The sequence below is a fragment of the Streptomyces sp. TRM70350 genome (assembly GCF_019219825.1).
In the GTDB taxonomy this organism is placed as follows: Bacteria; Actinomycetota; Actinomycetes; order Streptomycetales; family Streptomycetaceae; genus Streptomyces.
Genome location: NZ_JAHUXH010000019.1, coordinates 80,982 through 101,026 on the forward strand (window position 1 = coordinate 80,982; position 20,045 = coordinate 101,026).

Consider the following 20,045-nt stretch of genomic DNA (forward strand, 5'->3'; position numbering starts at 1 on the left):
GGGTGGGCACGCGGTGCGGGGCGGGCGGGGCCTCGGTGAGGGCTGCCGCGCGCTGGTCGGAGGGCAGCGATTCGGTGCGGGTCGGGGGCGGCGTGGGCATGGATACGGCCGCCCCGGTTATTCGCGCGGGATCCGCCACGACGTCGGTGGCGGCGGGACCGGCACCGTGGGCGGGTGACGTGGCGAAGGCTTCCGACGGTGTTGCCTGCGGGGCCTGCGGCGGCCCAAGCGGCCCCGGCTCGTCCGCTCGCACGTGCGGCTCCGGGGGGCGGGGCCCGGCCACCGCATACGGTGCGGTGGCCCCAGGCGTCTCTTCCTCCCGCCCCCACAGCGCCCCCGTGTCCCGTACCTGCGGCGTCCGCTCAGCCGCGCCACCCGCGCCACCCTCGCCCGGGGCGCCGAGCGGCGGGCGGGCTTGGCCGTCGGCGGCCGAGGCCGTCGTATGCGGCCGGGAGAGGGTCTCGGTGACGTAGGGCCGGGCAAGCGGCTCGTCGACCTCGAGATGGCCGTACGGCTCCGTGTGCTGCGAGGTGGCGTCCGGTACGGCCTCGTCGGTCGGCGCGCCCGCGTCGGTGCCTGGCGTGCCCCGGCCCACCGGGCGCATTCCGGCCAGGCGGCGACCGTCCACGGCCTCCCGCTCGGTCCCCTGAGTCGGCACCGGCTTCTTGCGCGGCGTGAACCAGCCGCCACCGCCGTCCGAAGGGCCGTTGTCGGCCGACGTGGTGGTCGCAGCGTCCATGGTGTGCCTCGCCTCGAACATCTTTCGGTCGGTCTGCGCACTTCCTCGGTCGGAAGATGCCTGCTTCCTCCGCAGCCGGCTGCTGTTCCCGTTCGGCGTCGCGGCCAACGCAGCCATAGTCAACCCTTGTTCCCATCGCGTACGGACAAGTAGGACGAGAGTGTGACATTGGCCGCAGTGTTCTCACCGAGCATTCCACTTCACCTGGACGCCCGGCCGCTTAACCGAGAATGCGGGTCTTCGATCTCTCCGTCCCGTTAGGCTGCATTGCCCTGCTCACGGCCCCCACGGGAAACACGCTCCGCACCCCGTACGGGAACCGGAGTCGACCATACCGGCCACCGCCCCGCACACAAGTACCCCCTTCCACGACCACGCATTTGACTATGGGGCGATCCAGCGATTCCCCACAACTACGGGGCGTTCCGCACCAGTTCATAGGCATCCCACAGATCCCTCTCTGCGTACGAGTGGGCCGCGAGGCCGGTGTCAGATGTCAATCCGCAGTGAATCGCCGTCACATACGCCTCGGTAAGGCCCGCCCACAGTGCGTGCACCCGTTGCTCGCCGTTCGCCGATGTTTCACGTGAAACATCCCGCGCTTGTCCATGCGCCCCGCCCTGCCCTACGAGTTGGCCAAAAGGGCGTACGTCTCTGCCGAAACAGGTGGACGTCAAGGGCACCCGTCAGACAGCCTGACCTGCGTGCCTACTCCTTCCCTCGCTGCTCTGCCGATCCGCCGTCTGACCCGTCGCGATCTCAAGGTCTGCGCCGACTTGTCCGAGGACCGGGGGTGGCCGCGCGAGGAACACAAATGGAGCTTCCTCCTCACCGCCGGGAAGGGATACGGCATCGACGACCCTCAGGGAGGGCTCGTGGCCGCCTGCGCGGTCACCGAGTACGGGCCGCAGGAACGCCCGGAGCTCGGAGCCGTGGGGATGGTGCTGGTCGCCGAGCGGCACGCACGCCAGGGCGTCGGGCGCCGGTTGATGCAGCACGTGGTGGCGACGATGGGCACCACGCCACTGACACTGCACGCGACACCGAATGGTCGCCCGCTCTACGAGGAACTCGGCTTCAAGGTCACCGGCCGCGCAGAAATGCTGCGCGGCTTCTTCATGCCCGGCGGACCCGAGCCGAGGGTGGCCACCCGCCCTGCGACAGGCGAGGACCTCACCAAGATCCTCCGCATCGACGCCGAGGTGTTCGGCGCCGACCGCACGCATATCATCACGCGCCTGCCCGCCTTCGCCGACCAGGTGCGGGTCGCCGAGGAAGACGGCCGGATCATCGGCTACGCGGCTGCCTGGCCCAACATGAACACGCATGTCGTCGGCCCACTGATCGCCCGGGACACGGAGACGGCCAAGGCGCTGATCACCTCGCTCGCCGCCCACACCGACCGTCCGCTGCGCACCGACATCGACGTCCGGCACGAGGAACTGTTGGCGTGGGCAAAGGATCGCGGCCTGGCCTCGATCACGTTCAACGCGGTGATGACGTACGGGGTGGCGCAACTCCCGGGTGACTGGAGCCGTCGCTTCGCCCCGCTGACGGTGGCAGCGGGCTGAGGTCAGGGCAGGGAGAACACCGGTCCCCTGGGGAACCGGCGTCCTGTCGTCGGCAAACGGAGCTGCGTCAGGCGAGCGCCTCCGCGGCGGCCGTGGCGAAGGCATGGTCCTGCTCCGGCGTGCCGCCGCCCACTCCGATGGCCCCGATCAGCCGCCCGCCACGGTGGATCGGCAGTCCGCCCGCGATGAACAGCAACGGCCGGTCGAGCGCGGTCTGCAGGGAGTGGAACGGCCCGTCGGGCTTGACCGCGTCGACCAGGTCGGCGGTCGGCGCGTTCAACTGGAGGGCGGTGTACGCCTTGCGGGTGCTGGTCTCGCCGGAGATCAGCACGGCCCGGTCGTCGCGCCGGAAGGCGAGCGGGTGCCCGCCGGCGTCCAGGACGGTGACGCTGACGGTCGCTCCGGCCGCCTCGGCGGCCCGACGGGCCGCGGTGACGAGAACCTCGGCGTCCTGGATGGTCAGGGGCGCGACGGCGGTGGTGGTGCTCATTGCGGTGTCTCTCCTTGCGTGTGCTGCTGGTGAGGTGTTCGGCCGGGCGGCGCGGGGACGGCCCTGGCCCCAGGTGGGCCCGGCTCGGTCCAGTGGTGAGTGGGCGGTGCGGGACGTACGGCGGGCGTACGGTCCCGCCGCGTCCGGCGCGGTCAGTGGTGGACGGCGGCCCGCTCCTCAGCGGGGCCTCCGACCGCGACGACGGCGCTCGGCGTGCTCTCCCGACGCTCCAGCGCGGCCGAGAGGACGGCGAGGAGCAGAGCGGCCGCGGCGAGGACGGCGCCGACCCAGTTGGGGGCGGTGTAGCCGAGTCCGGCCGCGATGACGAGGCCGCCGAGCCAGGCGGCGAGGGCGTTGCCCAGGTTGAAGGCGCCGATGTTCACCGCGGAGGCGAGGGTCGGCGCGCCGTGCGCCTGGTCGAGGACGCGCTTCTGCAGCGGCGGGACGGTCGCGAAGCCCAGGGCGCCGATCAGCGCGATGCTGACGGCCGAGAGGATCTTGTCGTGCGCTGTGAGCGTGAAGAGCGCGAGCACGACCGCGAGGGCGCCCAGGGAGACGTACAGCATCGGCATCAGGGCGCGGTCGGCGAACTTGCCGCCGACGAGGTTGCCGCCGACCATGCCGAGGCCGAAGAGGACCAGCAGCCAGGTGACGGAGCCGTCGGCGAAGCCGGCGACGTGGGTCATCATCGGCGCGATGTAGGTGATGGCCGCGAACACGCCGCCGAAGCCGAGGACGGTCATCGCCATGGCGAGCAGTACCTGAACGTTCTTGAAGGCGGCCACTTCGTGCCGCAGGTGGACGCCCTCGGACTTGGGCATCTCGGGGACGAGCCTGGCGATGCCGGCCAGGCCGACGACACCCAGCGCGGCGACGATGGCGAAGGTGACGCGCCAGCCCAGGGACTGTCCGACGAGCGTGCCGAGCGGGACGCCGACGACATTGGCGACGGTCAGGCCGGTGAACATCATCGCGATGGCTCCGGCCTTCTTGTCCGGGGCGACCAGCTCGGCGGCGACCACCGAGCCGATGCCGAAGAAGGCACCGTGGGCGAGTGAGGCGACCACACGGCCGATGAGCATCACGGCGAAGGCGGGGGCAAGGGCGGAGAGCAGGTTGCCGACGATGAACAGACCCATGAGCATCATCAGCATCCGCTTGCGGGAGACCTTGGTGCCGAGCACGGTCAACAGCGGGGCGCCGAACATCACGCCGAGCGCGTAGCCGGTCACCAGGAAGCCGGCCGTCGGGATGGAGACCCCGAAGTCGTTCGCGACCTCGGGCAGCAAGCCCATGATCACGAACTCGGTCGTGCCGATGCCGAAGGCCCCGATCGCGAGGGCCAGAAGCGCGAGAGGCATGGAGGGTTGCACCTTCCCAGACGATTACAGGAGCGCTTTGCGAGCGTCGACAATTATTGCATACGCGGGCTACATGCAACAGCTGGCTATTGCGTGGTTGCTCTATCCTGGATTCAGCCGCTCCGGGACGGAGGAAACGCCAATGACAGCGACGGACCCCGCGCTCACCGCCCTCGCCCAGGGCTGGTGCGCCCTCTCCCTGCTGCACGGCAGGATCGAGGCGCGCATCGAGCGCACCCTGCAGGCAAAGCACGGCCTGAGCGTGCGCGAGTACTCCCTGCTCGACGTGCTCAGCCGGCAGCACGACGGCGACGGCGGGCATCTGCAGATGAAGCAGGTCGCCGACGCGGTCGTCCTCAGCCAGAGCGCCACTACTCGGCTGGTCACCCGGCTTGAGGACCGCGGTCTGCTGGAGCGCTATCTGTGCCCCACCGACCGCCGTGGCATCTACACCAACGTGACCGAGGCAGGTCTGAAGCTGCTGGAGGAGGCGCGGCCGACCAATGACGCCGCTCTGCGCGAGGCGCTCGACGAGGCGGCCAAGAACCCCGAGCTTGCCCCGCTGGTCCGGGTCGTGGAGTCGGTGAGCGTGCCCGCATAGGGTGCGGGCATGGGAGATCTTGAGATACGGGCCGCGGTCACGGACGACCTCCCCGCGATCGTCGGCATGCTCGCCGACGACCCGCTGGGCGCGCAGCGCGAGTCACCGGACGACCCGACCCCGTACCGGACCGCGCTGGAGCGCCTCGGCACCGACCCGAACCAGCACCTCGTCGTCGCCGTTCGCGAAGGCCGCGTCGTCGGCACGCTTCAGCTCACGATCATTCCCGGGCTCTCCCGGCGGGGCGCCACCAGATCGATCATCGAGGGTGTCCGCATCCACGCCGACGAGCGTGGAAGCGGGCTGGGCACTCAGCTGATCGAGTGGGCGATCGAGGAGTCCCGCAGGCAGGGCTGCCAGTTGGTGCAACTGACGTCCGACAACTCCCGTGTGGATGCCCACCGCTTCTATGAGCGGCTCGGCTTCACGGCGTCCCACGTGGGTTTCAAGCTCCAGCTCTGAGTTGAGAAGTCAGCGGGCCCTGCGCAACAGCGAGCGGGCCCTGCGCAACGAAGGGCCATGTTTCACGTGAAACATGGCCCTTGCTCCGCGCTTTGAGACGGCGTTGCTCGCGCCTTGAGCGCGGATCCCTAACCGATCCCCCGCCATCCCTCCGGGTCCACTCCACCCGGCACGTCCGCTGCCTTGTCGTACGGCTGACGTGTGAACACGAACGACCCTAGGTCCAGGTGACTCACGGACCCGTCCGCCCGCCGAACGGGCCGCAGCAGCTCCCCGGCGTAGTAGCCCTCCAACCCGGTCCAGGTGCCGTCCCCGTTGGCCCGGAAGCGCGCGCCACGCCCCTTGCCGGACAGCGGCTCCAGCGACACCCCGCCTCCTCCGGTCAAGCGCAGGCCGAAAGCGTACGTCCCCCAGTACCACTGGCCCACCAACTCCAACACGGTCCAATCGGCTTCAGGCAGCGGGCGCCACGGTTCGGGGATGCGCGGCTCGGCCTCGGCCACGATGCGTACGAGGTCGGCACCCACCGTCGACAGCAGTGGACCGGAGGTGCAGTTGGCCAGCACCACCGCCGCCACGTCGTCCGCCACGCTCAGAGTGAGATTCGCCAGGAATCCCGGCAGCGAGCCGGAGTGGCCCACGAGCAGCCGGCCGTCCCGGTGCTGGATCTGCAACCCGAGTCCGTACGTCACTCCGTCGGCGATGTCCACGGCCTCGGCCGGCGCCGCGGGGGCCCGCATCTCCCGTACGGTCTCCGCACTCAGCACCCGCTCATCGCCCCGCGCCAGAAACACGGCGAACCTCGCCAAGTCCCCGGTGGTCGACCAGAGCTGACCGGCAGGAGCCATCCGCCCGAGATCCTCAGTGGGCTCCGGCATCAGCACATCAGCCCACGGATGCACCGCCCAGCCACCGGCGTGCGGCGCCGACGGCCGCGCACTCGTCCGGTCGAGGCCCAGGGGTTCGAGCACTTCGCGCCGTAGCACGTCCTCCCAGGGGGCACCGCGCAGCCTCTCGACGAGCGCACCCAGCAGCGTGTAGCCGGGGTTCGAGTAGTGGAAACGCCGCCCGGGCGGATGCAGGAAGGGATGCTCACCGAGCACATCGGCCAGCTCCGGGCGCAGCGAGCCCGGGCTGCGCTCCCACCAGGGCGCGGGAGACTCGGCGGCCAGCCCGCTGGTGTGCGCCAGCAGTTCGGCGATGGTGGCCTCGCCGGCACTCGTACCCGGCAGATGCTTCTCCAGCCGGTCGCCAAGGTCGAGAAGGCCCTCGTCGCGCAACCGCAGCACCAGAACCGCGGTGAAGGTCTTGGTGATCGAACCGATCCGGTACTGCACGTGCTCGTCCGGCAGCTGCCCATCCACCGATGTCCGCGCCCCGTGCCACACGGCCCGCCCGTCCCGCACGACAGCCGCCACCATCGACGGGGCACGCCCCTCGGACTGAGCCACGGCAAGCCGGTGCAGCAACGCCCGGCGCGTGCCGGGAAGCAAGCCTTCCTGAGATGTAGTCATGCCCCCAGTCCATCGGGCCGGACCACAGACGTCGAGCCCATTTCTCCTCGCGCGGCAGATGTGCGGCAGACGCGCGGCATCCCGAGGAGACCTGCGGATGCCCGGCCAGGAGAGCTACGCCTTACGTGCGTCCGCGATCTTGTCCAGCTCGCGCATGGCCTCGGCGTGCGCGCTCATCCGTCGGCTCACCGTGCCGATGGTCAAGAGCGCCACACCTGCCGACGACACCGGCACGGACAGCCCGAGCACGGCCAGGGCCTCGGGCCAGTCGCGCTCGTTCTCGCAGTAATCACCCTTGGAGAGCCCCTCGTTGGCCGTACCGCCCTCCGTCAGCAACCGTGACTCGCACTCCTCGGGGTACTGGTCGTCAGGCTTCCGATCGACCTCATAAGGGGCGAGCAGCAGTACGCCGCACCATGTCCACAGAACCCCGGCCACTACCAACAGGCAGATCCCCCAGGCGCGTATCCGACTGGCCTTGTCGCGGAAGTCCAGGTCGTACTCACGTGATCGCATGGCCGCCGAATCTAGCAGCGGCTTCCCGCACGGCCGGAGGTCAGGTCTGAGCCATGTCCACGAAACGCGAGTAGTGGCCCTGGAAGGCTACCGTGATGGTCGCGGTGGGGCCGTTTCGGTGCTTGGCCACGATCAGGTCCGCCTCACCCGCGCGGGGCGACTCCTTCTCGTAGGCGTCCTCGCGGTGCAGCAGGATGACCATGTCGGCGTCCTGCTCGATAGAGCCGGATTCTCGCAGGTCGGAGACCATCGGCTTCTTGTCGGTGCGCTGCTCGGGGCCACGGTTCAGCTGGGAGAGCGCGATGACCGGGACCTCCAGCTCCTTGGCCAGGAGCTTGAGGTTTCGGGACATGTCCGAGACCTCCTGCTGACGGCTCTCGGCGCGCTTGGAACCGCCGGACTGCATCAGCTGGAGATAGTCGATGACGACCAGCCGGAGGTCGTTGCGCTGCTTGAGGCGGCGGCACTTGGCGCGGATCTCCATCATCGACAGGTTCGGGGAGTCGTCGATGTAGAGCGGAGCCGCGGAGACATCCGGCATCCGGCGGGCCAGCCGCGTCCAGTCCTCGTCGGTCATCGTGCCGGAGCGCATGTGGTGCAGCGCGACACGGGCCTCGGCGGACAGCAGACGCATCGCGATCTCGTTGCGCCCCATCTCAAGCGAGAAGATGACACTCGGCAGGTTGTGCTTGATCGACGCGGCTCGGGCGAAGTCCAGCGCGAGCGTCGACTTGCCCATCGCGGGACGCGCGGCAATGACGATCATCTGGCCCGGATGCAAACCGTTGGTGAGCGAGTCGAAGTCGGTGAAACCCGTCGGCACACCGGTCATCTCACCGGTGCGTGAACCGATCGCCTCGATCTCGTCGAGCGCGCCCTCCATGATGTCGCCGAGCGGCAGATAGTCCTCGCTGGTGCGCTGCTCGGTGACCGCGTAGATCTCGGCCTGGGCCCGGTTGACGATCTCGTCGACGTCGTCGTCGGCCGCGTATCCCATCTGCGTGATACGGGTGCCTGCCTCCACGAGGCGGCGCAGCACGGCCCGCTCGTGGACGATCTCCGCGTAGTACTCGGCATTCGCCGCCGTCGGCACCGTCTGGACGAGCGTGTGCAGATACGATGCGCCGCCGACCTTGTTGATCTCGCCGCGCTTGGTGAGCTCGGCGGCGATCGTGATCGGGTCGGCCGGCTCGCCCTTGGCGTAGACGTCGAGGATCGCCTGGTAGATCGTCTCGTGCGCCGGCTTGTAGAAGTCGTGTCCCTTGAGGATCTCCACAACGTCGGCGATGGCGTCCTTGGACAGCAGCATGCCGCCCAGCACGGACTGTTCGGCGTTGAGGTCCTGCGGCGGAACCCGCTCGAAGGACGAACCCCCGCCATCCCAGGCGCTGTTGTCCCGGCCCCGCTCATGCTGCTCTTCGCGACCCCGGCCGCCATCCCCACGGCGGCGGGAGGGCAGACGATCGCTGGGACCGCTGTCGGCCCACGGGTCGTCCAAGGGCTCGGAAATACTCACCGAGCCACCTCCTCCCGTCCGCCGAGCGGACCTCGCCGTGCCCCTCATTTCTACGGCACGGCACTGACAACTAAGAGGCCCAGCTCCGGTTCTGACGCGTCGGTTTTGTGACGGTTCCACAGCCGGCGGAGGGAGCGGGCGCCGGACAACGTTAGGCCCCCGGGCACCGTCAGCCAATCTGGTTATCCACAGGCCATGTGGACGACCGCCCCGATGCTGTGGAGAACTCCGCAAAACCTGTGCACGACCCGGTGGACAGGCCTGTGAACAAGCCCGCACCGCCGCCTCAAAACTGCGCCTGACCTGCACCTTTCCCATCCACCGGCTGTGCAGAAGAAAAACTTCCCCAGTCGGCTCAAGATCGCGTCGAACAGTGCACGACAGTACACACGACGACAGGTTTAGTAAGGGGCACAATGACATTGCGTCTCTTACCTGTGGAAGATTAGATTGGTGCTCATGACACAGGCTCCCGCGCCCCCCAGGGCCACCCGGCGACAACACGATCGAGAGATCGTCTCGCTGGCCGTCCCGGCCTTCGGCGCACTGGTCGCCGAGCCCCTCTTCGTCCTGGCCGACAGCGCGATCGTCGGCCACCTGGGCACGGCCCAACTCGCCGGACTCGGCATCGCCTCAGCACTCCTCACGACCGCCGTCAGCATCTTCGTCTTCCTCGCCTACGCCACCACGGCAGCCGTGGCCCGGCGAGTCGGCGCCGGAGAACTCCCGGCGGCGATCCGTCAGGGCATGGACGGCATCTGGCTGGCCCTGCTGCTCGGCGCCGGCGTCATCGCCGTCGTCCTGCCCACGGCACCGTTCCTCGTGGAACTCTTCGGCGCCTCGGACACCGCGGCTCCCTACGCGACCACATACCTGCGGATCTCATCCCTCGGCATCCCCGCCATGCTCGTCGTCCTCGCCGCCACCGGCGTCCTGCGCGGTCTGCAGGACACCAGGACGCCGCTCTACGTCGCCGTCGCGGGCTTCGTCGCCAACGGCGTCCTCAACGCTGTCCTTGTCTACGGCGCCGGCCTCGGCATCGCCGGCTCTGCCTGGGGCACCGTGATCGCCCAGTGCGGCATGGCCGCCGTCTACCTGGTGGTCGTCGTCCGCGGAGCCCGCAGGCACGGCGCCTCGCTGCGCCCGGACGCCACGGGTATCAGGGCCTCCGCACAGGCCGGAGCGCCCCTGCTCGTGCGCACCCTCTCGCTGCGGGCCATCCTGATGATCGCGACAGCCGTCGCCGCCCGCCTCGGCGACGCCGACATCGCGGCCCACCAGATCATCCTCTCCCTGTGGAGCCTGCTCGCCTTCGCGCTCGATGCCATCGCGATCGCCGGGCAGGCCATCATCGGACGCTATCTCGGCGCCGACGACACCCAGGGAGCCCGGGATGTCTGCCGCCGCATGGTGCAGTGGGGCATCGCGGTCGGCCTCCTACTCGGCGTCCTGGTCGTCGTGGCCCGCCCGGCCTTCCTCCCGTTGTTCACCACCGACTCCGCCGTGAAGGACACCGCTCTCCCCGCCCTGCTGGTGGTCGCGCTCTCCCAGCCGATCTGCGGCGTGGTCTTCGTCCTGGACGGCGTCCTGATGGGAGCGGGCGACGGCCCGTACCTTGCCTGGGCGATGCTCCTCACCCTGGCAGTCTTCACTCCTGTGGCGCTCCTCGTGCCCACCGTCGGCGGCGGGCTCACCGCGCTCTGGGCGACCATGACCCTGATGATGACGGTCCGCATGTTCACCCTGTGGCTGCGCACACGCTCGGGCCGCTGGCTCGTCACGGGCGCGACGCGCTGAGTAAGCCGTCGGGCAAGAAGCAGGACGGGAGGGTGCGTCACGCTCATGTTTCACGTGAAACGGCGCCCGATTGACGATGTTTCACGTGAAACACCCACCGCCGTCCGCTCGCCATAGGAGACACCGAATAAGAGACACCGAACCCAACACACGAGTGGGGCCGCACCCCGAAGGATGCGGCCCCACTCACTGCTTCAGCGAGCGCCGCGCTTACGCAGCGACGACCTCGATGTTGACCTTGGCGGCAACTTCTGGGTGCAGACGCACGAACGTCTCGTGGGCGCCCAGCGTCTTGATCGGCGCGCCGAGCTCGATGCGGCGCTTGTCGACCTCGGGGCCACCGGCAGCCTTGATCGCCGAGGCGATGTCGGCCGGGGTGACGGAACCGAAGAGACGACCGGCGTCGCCGGAGCGGACGGCCAGGCGGACCTTGACGCCCTCCAGCTGAGACTTGACCTGGTTGGCCTGCTCGATGGTCTGGATCTCGTGGATCTTGCGAGCACGACGGATCTGCTCGACGTCCTTCTCGCCACCCTTGGTCCAGCGGATAGCGAACTTCCGCGGGATCAGGTAGTTGCGAGCGTAACCGTCCTTGACGTCGACGACGTCGCCCGCGGCACCGAGGCCGGAGACCTCGTGGGTGAGGATGATCTTCATGAGTCGGTCACCCTTCCCTTATCGCGCGGTGGAGGTGTAGGGCAGCAGCGCCATCTCACGGCTGTTCTTGACGGCCGTGGCGACGTCACGCTGGTGCTGCGTGCAGTTGCCGGTCACGCGGCGGGCACGGATCTTGCCGCGGTCGGAAATGAACTTCCGCAGCATGTTCGTGTCCTTGTAGTCCACGTACGTGACCTTGTCCTTGCAGAAAGCGCAGACCTTCTTCTTCGGCTTGCGCACAGGCGGCTTCGCCATGGTGTGTCTCCTGTGTGATCAAGAAGTGTGGGTACGGCCCACCCTCGGCCCTGAGGCCTAGAAGGGAGGCTCGTCCGAGTAGCCGCCACCGCTGCCGCCGGAGCCACCGCCCCAGCCACCGCCACCCTGGCCGCCACCGGCCGGAGCGCCGGTCGCCCACGGGTCGTCGGCCGGAGCGCCGCCGCCCTGCTGGCCGCCACCGGGGCCACCGCCCCAGCCACCGCCACCCTGGCCGCCACCGCCGCCGTAACCGCCCTGGCCACCTCGACCGGTGGTCTTGGTGACCTTGGCCGTGGCGTTGCGCAGGCTGGGGCCGACTTCCTCGACGTCCAGCTCGAAGACCGTGCGCTTGACACCCTCACGGTCCTCGTAGGACCGCTGCTTCAGCCGGCCCTGCACGATGACGCGCATGCCTCGCTGGAGCGACTCGGCGACGTTCTCCGCCGCCTGGCGCCATACCGAGCAGGTCAGGAAGAGGCTCTCGCCGTCCTTCCACTCATTGGTCTGGCGGTCGAAGGTGCGGGGCGTGGACGCGACACGGAACTTCGCGACCGCCGCACCGGAGGGGGTGAAGCGCAGCTCGGGGTCGTCGACAAGATTGCCGATGACCGTGATGACGGTCTCGCCTGCCATGGGGGAACCTCTCGGCGGGTTTGCTGCTGGCTGCTTGTGGTGCTACTCGAATCCCGGGATCAGCTGAGCGGAAGCTCAGTGGGTCTCGGGGCGGAGGACCTTGGTCCGGAGGACCGACTCGTTCAGGTTCATCTGGCGGTCGAGCTCCTTGACGACCGCAGGCTCGGCCTGCAGGTCGATGACCGAGTAGATGCCCTCGGGCTTCTTCTTGATCTCGTACGCGAGACGACGACGGCCCCAGGTGTCGACCTTCTCGACCTTTCCGCCACCGTCACGGACGACAGAAAGGAAGTTCTCGATCAGCGGGGAGACAGAGCGCTCCTCGAGATCGGGGTCGAGGATGACCATCACCTCGTAGTGACGCATGTGGAACCCACCTCCTTTGGACTCAGCGGCCACGGTCGTTCCGTGGCAGGAGGGTTGTGATGCGTACGCAACGGTATCGGCCGCCACTGACAATTGGGGGTCCGATCGGGACGTCCCGCCGCGGCCTGGGCAGACACCGGTGCAGACGGTACAGCCTACCCGCACACCGGCTTCCGGTTGAAATCCGGCCGTGGTGGCCGTCAATCTGTACACATCGGGTGTGTATGGCGCTATCATGCGCCGCCTTCCGCAGGAGGTGCCCCATGGCACAGGCATTGCGACCCAACACCGCCGGATCCCTCTTCGCCACGGACGGCAGGCGCCATCCCGTCCAGGACGCACTGCTCGCGGTGACCCTGGTACTCGGAGTGGTCTCCTTCGTGACGGCGATGTTCGACGGCCTTCACCTGATCAGCTCCTGGACCGGCCTGGTGGGAATCGTCACCGGGGCGTACGGCCAGTGGATCTCGGAGACGACCCGCGAACGCTTCGGACTGGTGCTGGGCCTCGGCGCCTCGGCCATCGGTTTCTTCCTGGGCATGGCCCACGGAGGCCTCTTCGGCGGGCTGTTCTGACCCGCCCGACCACCCAGTTCTGACACCGCGCTGAGCCCCTCGGGGCACAGCGCTCACCGCCGCGGCCGCGACAGGCCGGGGCGAAGGTTGCGCACGCCCAGTCTGGGCGCTCGTGGGGCGCAGTAGGCTTCGGCGCGAGAGCCGGAGCCCCTGAACCCATGGGGACACACCAGCCCGAGGAGCGCCCCGAATGAGCCTGACCCTGAGGACCATCAGTCGAGAGCAGCATCTGGCCTATATCCAGAGCCTGCCGTCGGCGAGTCACATGCAGGTTCCGGCCTGGGCGGACGTCAAGGCGGAATGGCGTGCGGAGAACCTCGGCTGGTTCGACGAGCGGACCGGCGAGCTGGTCGGCGTGGGCCTGGTCCTCTACCGCCAGCTGCCCAAGATCAAGCGCTACCTCGCCTATCTCCCCGAGGGCCCGGTCATCAACTGGTTCGCGCCGAATCTCGACGACTGGATCCAGCCGATGCTGGCCCACCTCAAGCAGCAGGGTGCCTTCTCCGTGAAGATGGGCCCGCCGGTGATCATCCGGCGCTGGGAGGCCGCGTCCATCAAGAAGGGCATCCAGGACCCGGACGTCAAGCGCCTGCGGGACATCGAGGCCGACTTCATCGAGCCGCGCGCCTTCGAGGTCGCCGACAAGCTCCGCCGTATGGGCTGGCAGCAGGGCGAGGACGGGGGTGCCGGCTTCGGCGACGTACAGCCCCGCTATGTCTTCCAGGTTCCGTTGGCCAACCGCTCCCTGGAAGAGGTCCACAAGGACTTCAACCAGCTGTGGCGCCGCAACATCAAGAAGGCCGAGAAGGCCGGCGTCGAGGTCGTCCAGGGCGGTTACCACGACCTTGAGGAGTGGCAGCGGCTGTACGAGATCACGGCCGTGCGCGACCACTTCCGGCCCCGCCCGCTGGCGTACTTCGAGCGCATGTGGACGGCCCTCAACAGCGAGGACCCCAACCGCATGCGGCTGTACTTCGCCCGTCACAACGGCGTGAACCTGTCCGCGGCGACGATGCTGATCGTCGGCGGGCACGTCTGGTACTCCTACGGTGCCTCGGACAACATCGGCCGTGAGGTCCGGCCCTCGAACGCGATGCAGTGGCGGATGCTGCGCGACGCCTACGCGCTCGGCGCCACCGTCTACGACCTGCGCGGCATCTCCGACTCGCTGGACGAGTCCGACCACCTCTTCGGACTGATCCAGTTCAAGGTCGGCACGGGCGGGCAGGCCGCCGAGTACCTCGGCGAGTGGGACTTCCCGCTGAACAAGCTGCTCCACAAGGCGCTCGACATCTACATGTCGCGCCGCTGAGCCCCTGGCATTTGCTTCGATAGCTTCCACACCTCTGATACACCGCAGCCACGAGAAAGGTTCCAGGTCCGGCCATGGCGCTCACGCTCTACGTCGACACCGCGCGCTGGCGGGCGCACCACAAGCACGTGCAGGAGCAGTTCCCAGGGCTCGTCCCGGTCTGCAAGGGCAACGGCTACGGCTTCGGACACGAGCGCCTCGCCGAGGAGGCCACACGGCTGGGCTCGGACATCCTCGCCGTGGGCACGACGTACGAGGCCGCGCGCATCAAGGACTGGTTCGGCGGTGACCTGCTGGTGCTGACGCCGTACCGGCGCGGCGAGGAGCCCGTACCGCTGCCCGACCGCGTCATCCGCTCGGTGTCGTCGGTCGACGGCGTGTACGGCCTCGTGGGTGCCCGCGTGGTCATCGAGGTGATGTCCTCGATGAAGCGGCACGGCATCAGCGAGCAGGACCTGCCGCAGCTGCACGCCGCCATCGAGAACGTCCGGCTGGAGGGCTTCGCCATCCACCTGCCGCTGGACCGCACCGACGGGTCGGACGCCGTCGAGGAGGTCATCGGCTGGATGGACCGTCTGCGCGCGGCCCGGCTGCCGCTGCACACGATGTTCGTCAGCCACCTCAAGGCCGACGAACTCGCCCGGCTGCAGCAGCAGTTCCCGCAGACCCGCTTCCGCGCCCGCATCGGCACCCGGCTGTGGCTGGGGGACCACGACGCCACCGAGTACCGCGGCGCGGTCCTGGACGTCACACGCGTCTCCAAGGGCGACCGCTTCGGCTACCGGCAGCAGAAGGCGGCCTCAGACGGCTTCCTGGTGGTCGTGGCGGGCGGTACGTCGCACGGGGTGGGCCTGGAGGCCCCCAAGGCCCTGCACGGCGTCATGCCGCGCGCCAAGGGCGTCGCGCGCGCCGGCCTGGCCACGGTGAACCGGAACCTTTCGCCGTTCGTCTGGGGCGGCAAGCAGCGCTGGTTCGCCGAGCCGCCGCACATGCAGGTGTCCATCCTGTTCGTCCCGGCGGACGCCTCGGAGCCGAAGGTCGGTGACGAGTTGGTGGCCCATCTGCGGCATACCACCACGCAGTTCGACCGCCTCGTCGACCGCTGACGGCGGCGCCGTCCACGACAGCCGGAAGGCCGTACACGAATCTCCGTGTACGGCCTCTCTCATGGCGCGGCTCCGGGCCTACGACGCCCCGAAGGGCGTTCGCTCAAAGCGAACTGTCGGCCGACTTCCCGCTGCCCCACTCCACCTGAGGTGCGTCGAACTGGGCGGCATGCCGCGGCGGATGGGCGGCGGAGCCGAGGACGAACACGTCCTCCGCCCGGTCGAGCACACCTCCCGAGGGGTCGTCCTCGCCGCCCTGGCGCACCACGTCCCGGTCCGGCATGAGGATGTCGCGCACGACGACAGCGCACAGGTACAGGGTGCCGAGCAGGTGCACGCCGATCGCCCAGTGATAGCCGTCGGTCGGCAGCCCCTTGTGGGCGTCTCCGCTGGTCGTGTACGCCAGGTACATCCAGATCCCCAGGAAGTACGCCACCTCGCACGCCTGCCAGATCAGGAAGTCCCGCCACCTCGGCCGGGCCAGCGCGGCCAGCGGGACCAGCCACAGGACGTACTGCGGCGAGTAGACCTTGTTGGTGAGGATGAACGCCGCGACGATCAGGAAGGCCAGTTGGGCGAAGCGCGGACGGCGCGGCGCGGTGAAGGTGAGTGCCGCGATGCCGACGCTGCACAGCAGCATCAACAGTGTTGCGAGGGTGTTGACCGTCTCGGTGCTGAACGGGTCAGTGGAGTTCTGGACCAGGATCAGCCAGAAGGAACCGAAGTCGACACCCCGCTCTTGGCTGAACGTGTAGAACTTCGACCAGCCGTCGAAGGCGAAGAGCATCACCGGCAGGTTCACGACCAGCCAGGCGACGACCGCGCCCGCCAGCGCCTTGCCGAAGTCCCGCCACTTGCCCGCACGCCAGCACAGCACGAACAGCGGCCCGAGCAGAAAGAGGGGATAGAGCTTGGCGGCCGTGGCGAGCCCCAGCAGCACGCCGAAGGCCAGGGAACTGCCCCGTGACCACATCAGCATCGCCGCGGCCGTCAGAGCGACCGCCAGCAGGTCCCAGTTGATGGTGGCGGTCAGCGCGAAAGCGGGCGCCAGGGCGACCAGCAGACCATCCCAGGGACGCCGGGCGTGCGTACGGGTTACGCAGACGGCGATGACGGCCGCGCAGACCATCAGCATCCCGGCGTTGACCATCCAGTACCACTGCTGCTGGTCCTGCATGCTGCCGGTGCCGGGTGTGAGCCAGGTGGCAACCTCCATGAACACACCGGTCAGCACCGGGTACTCGAGGTACTCCATGTCGCCCGGGAGCCTGTCGAAGTACGGCACGAGCCCGTCGGCGAAGCCACGCCCGCTGTAGAGGTGCGGGATGTCCGAGTAGCACGCGTGCGTGTACTGCGAACTGGCGCCGAAGAACCAGGCGCCGTTGTAGCAGGGCGCTTTCTGGACCAGTCCGAGGGCGAACATACCGACCGCCACCAGCGCGATCACCCGCACGGGAGTCCACCAGGACCTCCCGAGGAGGGCGCGTCGCCCGAGGGGACCGCCGATCAGCTCACTGCCGGCCGCGGCGACCTCGTCCTCCCTGGTCGGCCGCACCAGGTCCGGCTCGTGGACGCTCGCTTGCGTCGATTCTGCACTGGGCATGGGCCACATCCTGCCGTACATGTCTAGGAGTACGCCGAGGGCCGCCGTACCTGAGCGGTGCGGCGGCCCTTGTTTCACGTGAAACACCCATCTCGGTTTCACGTGAAACACCCTCGACGGGCGATACGGCGGCTACCCGGTCGGGCCTCCGAAGAGGCCACCTCCGTTGCCGTTACCGTTGCCGTTGCCGTTCTCGTCACCGGTATCCGTAGGTTCGGGTGATGAGGTCACGCCACCGTCGGTGCCGCCGGTGTCCGTACCGCCGGTCTCCGTGCCACCGGTGTCCTGGCAGGTCCAGTCGAAGGCATCACAGGTGTCGCTCACCGAGGGCGAGGGAGTGACCTCGGACTCAGTGGGCGTCGGGGTCGGCGACGGGCTTTCCTCCTCCTCGGTCTCGGTGACTGTGGGAGTCGGCGTCGGCGTCGGCAGCTCGTTGACCACCTCGCCGATGGGCTCTGGTTCCGGGAACTTCTTCGCCGGCTCGCCCTTCAGGGCCTGCTCCATGTAGTCGTGCCAGATCTCCGCCGGGAACGAGGCACCGTGAATCGACTTCTGGTCGCCTGTTCCGTACATCTCCAGAAACGTGCGGTTCTTGATGTTCTCGTCGTCGGGATACCGGAACATGCTGATCGCGGTCGACAGCTGGGGGGTGTAGCCGACGAACCAGGCCGACTTGTTGCCATCGGTGGTACCGGTCTTACCGGCCACCTCCCGGCCCGTCAGCTGGGCGTTGGTACCCGTACCCTCCTCGACCACGGTCTTCAGAACGTCGGTGACGTTGTCGGCGACCTTCGCGCTGAAGGCTTCCTTGTCCTGCACCTCGTGCTCGTAGAGCGTGCCGTCCTTGTCCGTGACCTTCTGCACGGAGTACGGGTCACGCTGCTTGCCGCTGGCCGCGAAGGTGGCGTACGAGCCCGCCATGCGGATCGCGCTGGGGTCGGAGATGCCGAGGGAGAACGACGGGTACTCAATACCGGCCAGGCTGCTCTCCAGCACACCTGCGTCGACGGCCGCCTCCTTGACCTTGTCCAGGCCGACGTCCATGCCGAGCTGCACGTAGGCCGAGTTCACCGAGAACTGCATCGCCTCACGGAGGTCGATCTGGTAGTTCGGTGGGTCGCCGTACGTCTCGTCACCGTCGTTGACCTGCAGCCACTCCTCGCCCTTGTCGTTGTGCCAGACCGACCCGTCGTAGTTCTTGATCTTGAGCTTGTTCTTGCCGTTGTACAGACTCTTCGGGGAGACGACGGTGCGCTCGTCCTGGGCCTGTGTGGGACCGAGGTCGGGATCGCGGACGCCCCACTTCATGGCCGCCGCGAGCACGAAGGGCTTGAACGTCGATCCGACCTGGGCGCCGGTTTCGTTGGCGTTGTTGGTGAAGTGCTTGGTCGCGTCCTCACCGCCGTAGATGGCCACGATGGCACCGGTCGCCGGATCCACGGAAGCGCCGCCGAACTGGACGTGCGTGTCCGTCTCGGGGCGTTTCTTGGGGTCGATGTTGGCCTTCTGGACCTTCGTGACGGCCTTTTCGAGCTCATCGACCTTCTTCTTGTCGAAGGTGGTGTAGATCGAGAGGCCGCCTTCCCGCAGCTTGCGCTCGGTCACGCCGGTCGTCTCGCTGTTGTTGACCAGGTAGCCGTTGGCGAGGTCCACGAGGTAACCGATCTGGCCGCTCAGCGCCCTGTTCGCCCGCGGGTTCTCGACCTTGGGCAGCCCGGTGTACTTGGCTCGCTCCGTGGCGCTCAGATGACCGTACTCGACCATCTTGTCCAGCGTGTCCTGCATCTGGGTCAGGGCCCGCCTCTTGTTGGCGTCCGGCGTGGCGGCGGGGTCGATGGACGTCGCGCCGGCCGGGTCGTAGTACGTGGCGCCCTTGAGCATGGCCGCCAGGAAGGCGCACTCGCCCGCGTTCAGGTCGATGGCGTCCTTGTTGAAGTACGCGCGCGCGGCCGCCTGGATACCGAAGGCGCTCCGGCCGTAGTACGCGGTGTTGAGATAGCCCTCCATGATCTTGTCCTTGGGGACGGAGGCGCCCACCTTGATGGAGACGAAGAGCTCCTTGAACTTACGGGTGAGGGTCTGCGACTGGTCGTCCAGCATGGCGTTCTTGACGTACTGCTGGGTGATGGTCGAACCACCCTGCGTCTCGCCGCCCCGAGCCATGTTGAACACCGCGCGGGCGATGCCCTTCGGGTCGATGCCGCTGTCCGTCTTGAAGGTCTTGTTCTCCTGGGAGATGACCGCGTACTGCATGTTCTTGGGGATCTGCGACAGATTGATGATCTGCCGGTTCGTCTCCCCGCCCGTGGACACCATCTCGGTGCGGTCGGACCAGTAGTAGACGTTGTTCTGCGCCTTGGCGGCCTTCGCCACGTCCGGGACGCCCACCATGGCGTATCCGATGCCCGCGACGGCGACCATGCTCCCGAAGAAGCCGAGACACAGGCCGGAGACGAGCTTCCAGGAGGGGGCCCAGCGGCGCCAGCCGTACTTGCCCGCGCGCGGATAGTCGATGATCCGCTTCCTGTCGGAGGCCGCCACGCGGCCCCGCCCCGGTCCCGCTGCGCCGGCGCGCCGGCTGCCCCGGCCGGGGTCGGCCGCTCTGCGACGACCGCCACCACTTCTCTGTGCCGCGCGCCGGGCCTCGGCGCGGCCGCCGGACGGCCGCCCCTCTCCTCCCGGCCCATAGGAACCCGACCCGTACGCGTCGGAAGGAGACCCGGTGGCGCCTCGCGGTGCCGCACGGCGGCCGGAGGACGAACCGGACTGGCCGCGTCGGGCCGCGGCACGTCCGCCTCCCTGCGGCTGCGGCGGTTTGCGACGGTGCTCGCTCATCGAACGACTACTCCTAGGGCAGGCGCACCCTGGCGCGCCTGGAAACGGCGGCTGGTTTCCGGTCCCCCCGAAGTACGGATGTGGTCGGTTCTGCATTCATCCGTACTGCACCGGGGACGAGGACGCCCCCAGAGGC

At 68.5% G+C, this 20,045-nt stretch carries 18 protein-coding genes; 7 read left to right on the forward strand and 11 right to left on the reverse strand.

Going from position 1 to position 20,045, the window contains the following annotated elements:
- The first annotated feature begins 1,443 nt into the window (after positions 1 to 1,443).
- Positions 1,444 to 2,310 (forward strand): GNAT family N-acetyltransferase, encoded by an 867-nt coding sequence (locus KWI83_RS25335; RefSeq protein WP_218516685.1) that lies wholly within the window; start codon positions 1,444 to 1,446, stop codon positions 2,308 to 2,310.
- Positions 2,311 to 2,377: 67 nt separating this feature from the next.
- Here the strand turns inward: KWI83_RS25335 and KWI83_RS25340 are convergent, their stop codons facing one another.
- Positions 2,378 to 2,800: a heme-binding protein gene (locus KWI83_RS25340; protein ID WP_218516686.1), complete on the reverse strand. Its 423-nt coding sequence runs from the start codon at positions 2,798 to 2,800 to the stop codon at positions 2,378 to 2,380.
- A 152-nt stretch (positions 2,801 to 2,952) separates the two neighbouring features.
- A complete protein-coding gene (locus KWI83_RS25345; protein WP_218516687.1) occupies positions 2,953 to 4,161 on the reverse strand; it encodes an MFS transporter in 1,209 nt (402 codons plus the stop codon).
- Positions 4,162 to 4,303: 142 nt separating this feature from the next.
- Between KWI83_RS25345 and KWI83_RS25350 the strand changes: the two genes are divergently transcribed.
- Both KWI83_RS25350 and KWI83_RS25355 read left to right on the forward strand, forming a co-directional pair.
- The gene (locus tag KWI83_RS25350; protein WP_218516688.1) at positions 4,304 to 4,762 is read left to right on the forward strand and encodes a MarR family winged helix-turn-helix transcriptional regulator; all 459 of its coding nucleotides are present in this window, start codon (positions 4,304 to 4,306) and stop codon (positions 4,760 to 4,762) included.
- 9 nt (positions 4,763 to 4,771) lie between these two features.
- A complete protein-coding gene (locus KWI83_RS25355) occupies positions 4,772 to 5,224 on the forward strand; it encodes a GNAT family N-acetyltransferase (protein WP_218516689.1) in 453 nt (150 codons plus the stop codon).
- 128 nt (positions 5,225 to 5,352) lie between these two features.
- Here KWI83_RS25355 and KWI83_RS25360 read toward each other — a convergent pair whose 3' ends face one another.
- The 3 genes from KWI83_RS25360 to dnaB form a co-directional block, all read right to left on the reverse strand.
- A complete protein-coding gene (locus KWI83_RS25360) occupies positions 5,353 to 6,738 on the reverse strand; it encodes a serine hydrolase (RefSeq protein ID WP_218516690.1) in 1,386 nt (461 codons plus the stop codon).
- 114 nt (positions 6,739 to 6,852) lie between these two features.
- Complete coding sequence (locus KWI83_RS25365) at positions 6,853 to 7,254, reverse strand: hypothetical protein (RefSeq protein ID WP_218516691.1); 402 nt, start codon at positions 7,252 to 7,254, stop codon at positions 6,853 to 6,855.
- A 40-nt stretch (positions 7,255 to 7,294) separates the two neighbouring features.
- Positions 7,295 to 8,770, reverse strand: coding sequence for a replicative DNA helicase (dnaB, locus tag KWI83_RS25370; protein ID WP_218516692.1), 1,476 nt, complete (start codon positions 8,768 to 8,770; stop codon positions 7,295 to 7,297).
- Positions 8,771 to 9,229: 459 nt separating this feature from the next.
- On the opposite strand from dnaB, the gene KWI83_RS25375 reads away from it, so the two are divergent.
- Entirely contained in the window at positions 9,230 to 10,567 is a 1,338-nt protein-coding gene (locus tag KWI83_RS25375) for an MATE family efflux transporter (RefSeq protein WP_218516693.1), read from the forward strand.
- A gap of 210 nt (positions 10,568 to 10,777) precedes the next feature.
- Here KWI83_RS25375 and rplI read toward each other — a convergent pair whose 3' ends face one another.
- The 4 genes from rplI to rpsF form a co-directional block, all read right to left on the reverse strand.
- Complete coding sequence (gene rplI, locus KWI83_RS25380; RefSeq protein ID WP_218516694.1) at positions 10,778 to 11,224, reverse strand: 50S ribosomal protein L9; 447 nt, start codon at positions 11,222 to 11,224, stop codon at positions 10,778 to 10,780.
- 18 nt (positions 11,225 to 11,242) lie between these two features.
- Positions 11,243 to 11,479: a 30S ribosomal protein S18 gene (gene rpsR / locus KWI83_RS25385; RefSeq protein ID WP_003949403.1), complete on the reverse strand. Its 237-nt coding sequence runs from the start codon at positions 11,477 to 11,479 to the stop codon at positions 11,243 to 11,245.
- A gap of 57 nt (positions 11,480 to 11,536) precedes the next feature.
- Positions 11,537 to 12,112 (reverse strand): single-stranded DNA-binding protein, encoded by a 576-nt coding sequence (locus KWI83_RS25390; RefSeq protein ID WP_218516695.1) that lies wholly within the window; start codon positions 12,110 to 12,112, stop codon positions 11,537 to 11,539.
- Between the two features lie 75 nt (positions 12,113 to 12,187).
- Positions 12,188 to 12,478 carry a 30S ribosomal protein S6 gene (gene rpsF / locus KWI83_RS25395; RefSeq protein ID WP_009189556.1) on the reverse strand — a complete coding sequence of 97 codons (291 nt, stop codon included), beginning with the start codon at positions 12,476 to 12,478 and terminating at the stop codon, positions 12,188 to 12,190.
- Between the two features lie 263 nt (positions 12,479 to 12,741).
- On the opposite strand from rpsF, the gene KWI83_RS25400 reads away from it, so the two are divergent.
- The 3 genes from KWI83_RS25400 (at position 12,742) to KWI83_RS25410 (ending at position 15,471) form a co-directional block, all read left to right on the forward strand.
- The gene (locus KWI83_RS25400) at positions 12,742 to 13,053 is read left to right on the forward strand and encodes a hypothetical protein (protein ID WP_218516696.1); all 312 of its coding nucleotides are present in this window, start codon (positions 12,742 to 12,744) and stop codon (positions 13,051 to 13,053) included.
- A gap of 190 nt (positions 13,054 to 13,243) precedes the next feature.
- Positions 13,244 to 14,365 carry a peptidoglycan bridge formation glycyltransferase FemX gene (gene femX / locus KWI83_RS25405; protein WP_218516697.1) on the forward strand — a complete coding sequence of 374 codons (1,122 nt, stop codon included), beginning with the start codon at positions 13,244 to 13,246 and terminating at the stop codon, positions 14,363 to 14,365.
- A gap of 74 nt (positions 14,366 to 14,439) precedes the next feature.
- Positions 14,440 to 15,471: an alanine racemase gene (locus KWI83_RS25410; RefSeq protein ID WP_218516698.1), complete on the forward strand. Its 1,032-nt coding sequence runs from the start codon at positions 14,440 to 14,442 to the stop codon at positions 15,469 to 15,471.
- A gap of 103 nt (positions 15,472 to 15,574) precedes the next feature.
- On the opposite strand, the gene KWI83_RS25415 is transcribed toward KWI83_RS25410, so the two are convergent.
- Positions 15,575 to 17,083, reverse strand: a complete 1,509-nt coding sequence (locus KWI83_RS25415) for a glycosyltransferase family 87 protein (RefSeq protein WP_218516740.1) — start codon at positions 17,081 to 17,083, stop codon at positions 15,575 to 15,577.
- A 123-nt stretch (positions 17,084 to 17,206) separates the two neighbouring features.
- On the reverse strand, positions 17,207 to 19,909 hold the full coding sequence (locus tag KWI83_RS25420) for a transglycosylase domain-containing protein (protein ID WP_218516699.1): 2,703 nt from the start codon (positions 19,907 to 19,909) through the stop codon (positions 17,207 to 17,209).
- Positions 19,910 to 20,045: the final 136 nt, after the last annotated feature.

Bases quoted from the DNA above. Each gene is read 5' to 3' on its own strand.
- rpsR (WP_003949403.1), bottom strand. From the start codon at position 11,479: ATGGCGAAGCCGCCTGTGCGCAAGCCGAAGAAGAAGGTCTGCGCTTTC.
- KWI83_RS25350 (WP_218516688.1), top strand. From the start codon at position 4,304: ATGACAGCGACGGACCCCGCGCTCACCGCCCTCGCCCAGGGCTGGTGC.
- KWI83_RS25345 (WP_218516687.1), bottom strand. From the start codon at position 4,161: ATGCCTCTCGCGCTTCTGGCCCTCGCGATCGGGGCCTTCGGCATCGGC.
- femX (WP_218516697.1), top strand. From the start codon at position 13,244: ATGAGCCTGACCCTGAGGACCATCAGTCGAGAGCAGCATCTGGCCTAT.
- KWI83_RS25375 (WP_218516693.1), top strand. From the start codon at position 9,230: ATGACACAGGCTCCCGCGCCCCCCAGGGCCACCCGGCGACAACACGAT.
- KWI83_RS25390 (WP_218516695.1), bottom strand. From the start codon at position 12,112: ATGGCAGGCGAGACCGTCATCACGGTCATCGGCAATCTTGTCGACGAC.
- KWI83_RS25415 (WP_218516740.1), bottom strand. From the start codon at position 17,083: ATGTGGCCCATGCCCAGTGCAGAATCGACGCAAGCGAGCGTCCACGAG.
- KWI83_RS25340 (WP_218516686.1), bottom strand. From the start codon at position 2,800: ATGAGCACCACCACCGCCGTCGCGCCCCTGACCATCCAGGACGCCGAG.
- KWI83_RS25400 (WP_218516696.1), top strand. From the start codon at position 12,742: ATGGCACAGGCATTGCGACCCAACACCGCCGGATCCCTCTTCGCCACG.
- KWI83_RS25355 (WP_218516689.1), top strand. From the start codon at position 4,772: ATGGGAGATCTTGAGATACGGGCCGCGGTCACGGACGACCTCCCCGCG.
- KWI83_RS25365 (WP_218516691.1), bottom strand. From the start codon at position 7,254: ATGCGATCACGTGAGTACGACCTGGACTTCCGCGACAAGGCCAGTCGG.
- rpsF (WP_009189556.1), bottom strand. From the start codon at position 12,478: ATGCGTCACTACGAGGTGATGGTCATCCTCGACCCCGATCTCGAGGAG.
- KWI83_RS25360 (WP_218516690.1), bottom strand. From the start codon at position 6,738: ATGACTACATCTCAGGAAGGCTTGCTTCCCGGCACGCGCCGGGCGTTG.
- KWI83_RS25410 (WP_218516698.1), top strand. From the start codon at position 14,440: ATGGCGCTCACGCTCTACGTCGACACCGCGCGCTGGCGGGCGCACCAC.
- KWI83_RS25420 (WP_218516699.1), bottom strand. From the start codon at position 19,909: ATGAGCGAGCACCGTCGCAAACCGCCGCAGCCGCAGGGAGGCGGACGT.
- rplI (WP_218516694.1), bottom strand. From the start codon at position 11,224: ATGAAGATCATCCTCACCCACGAGGTCTCCGGCCTCGGTGCCGCGGGC.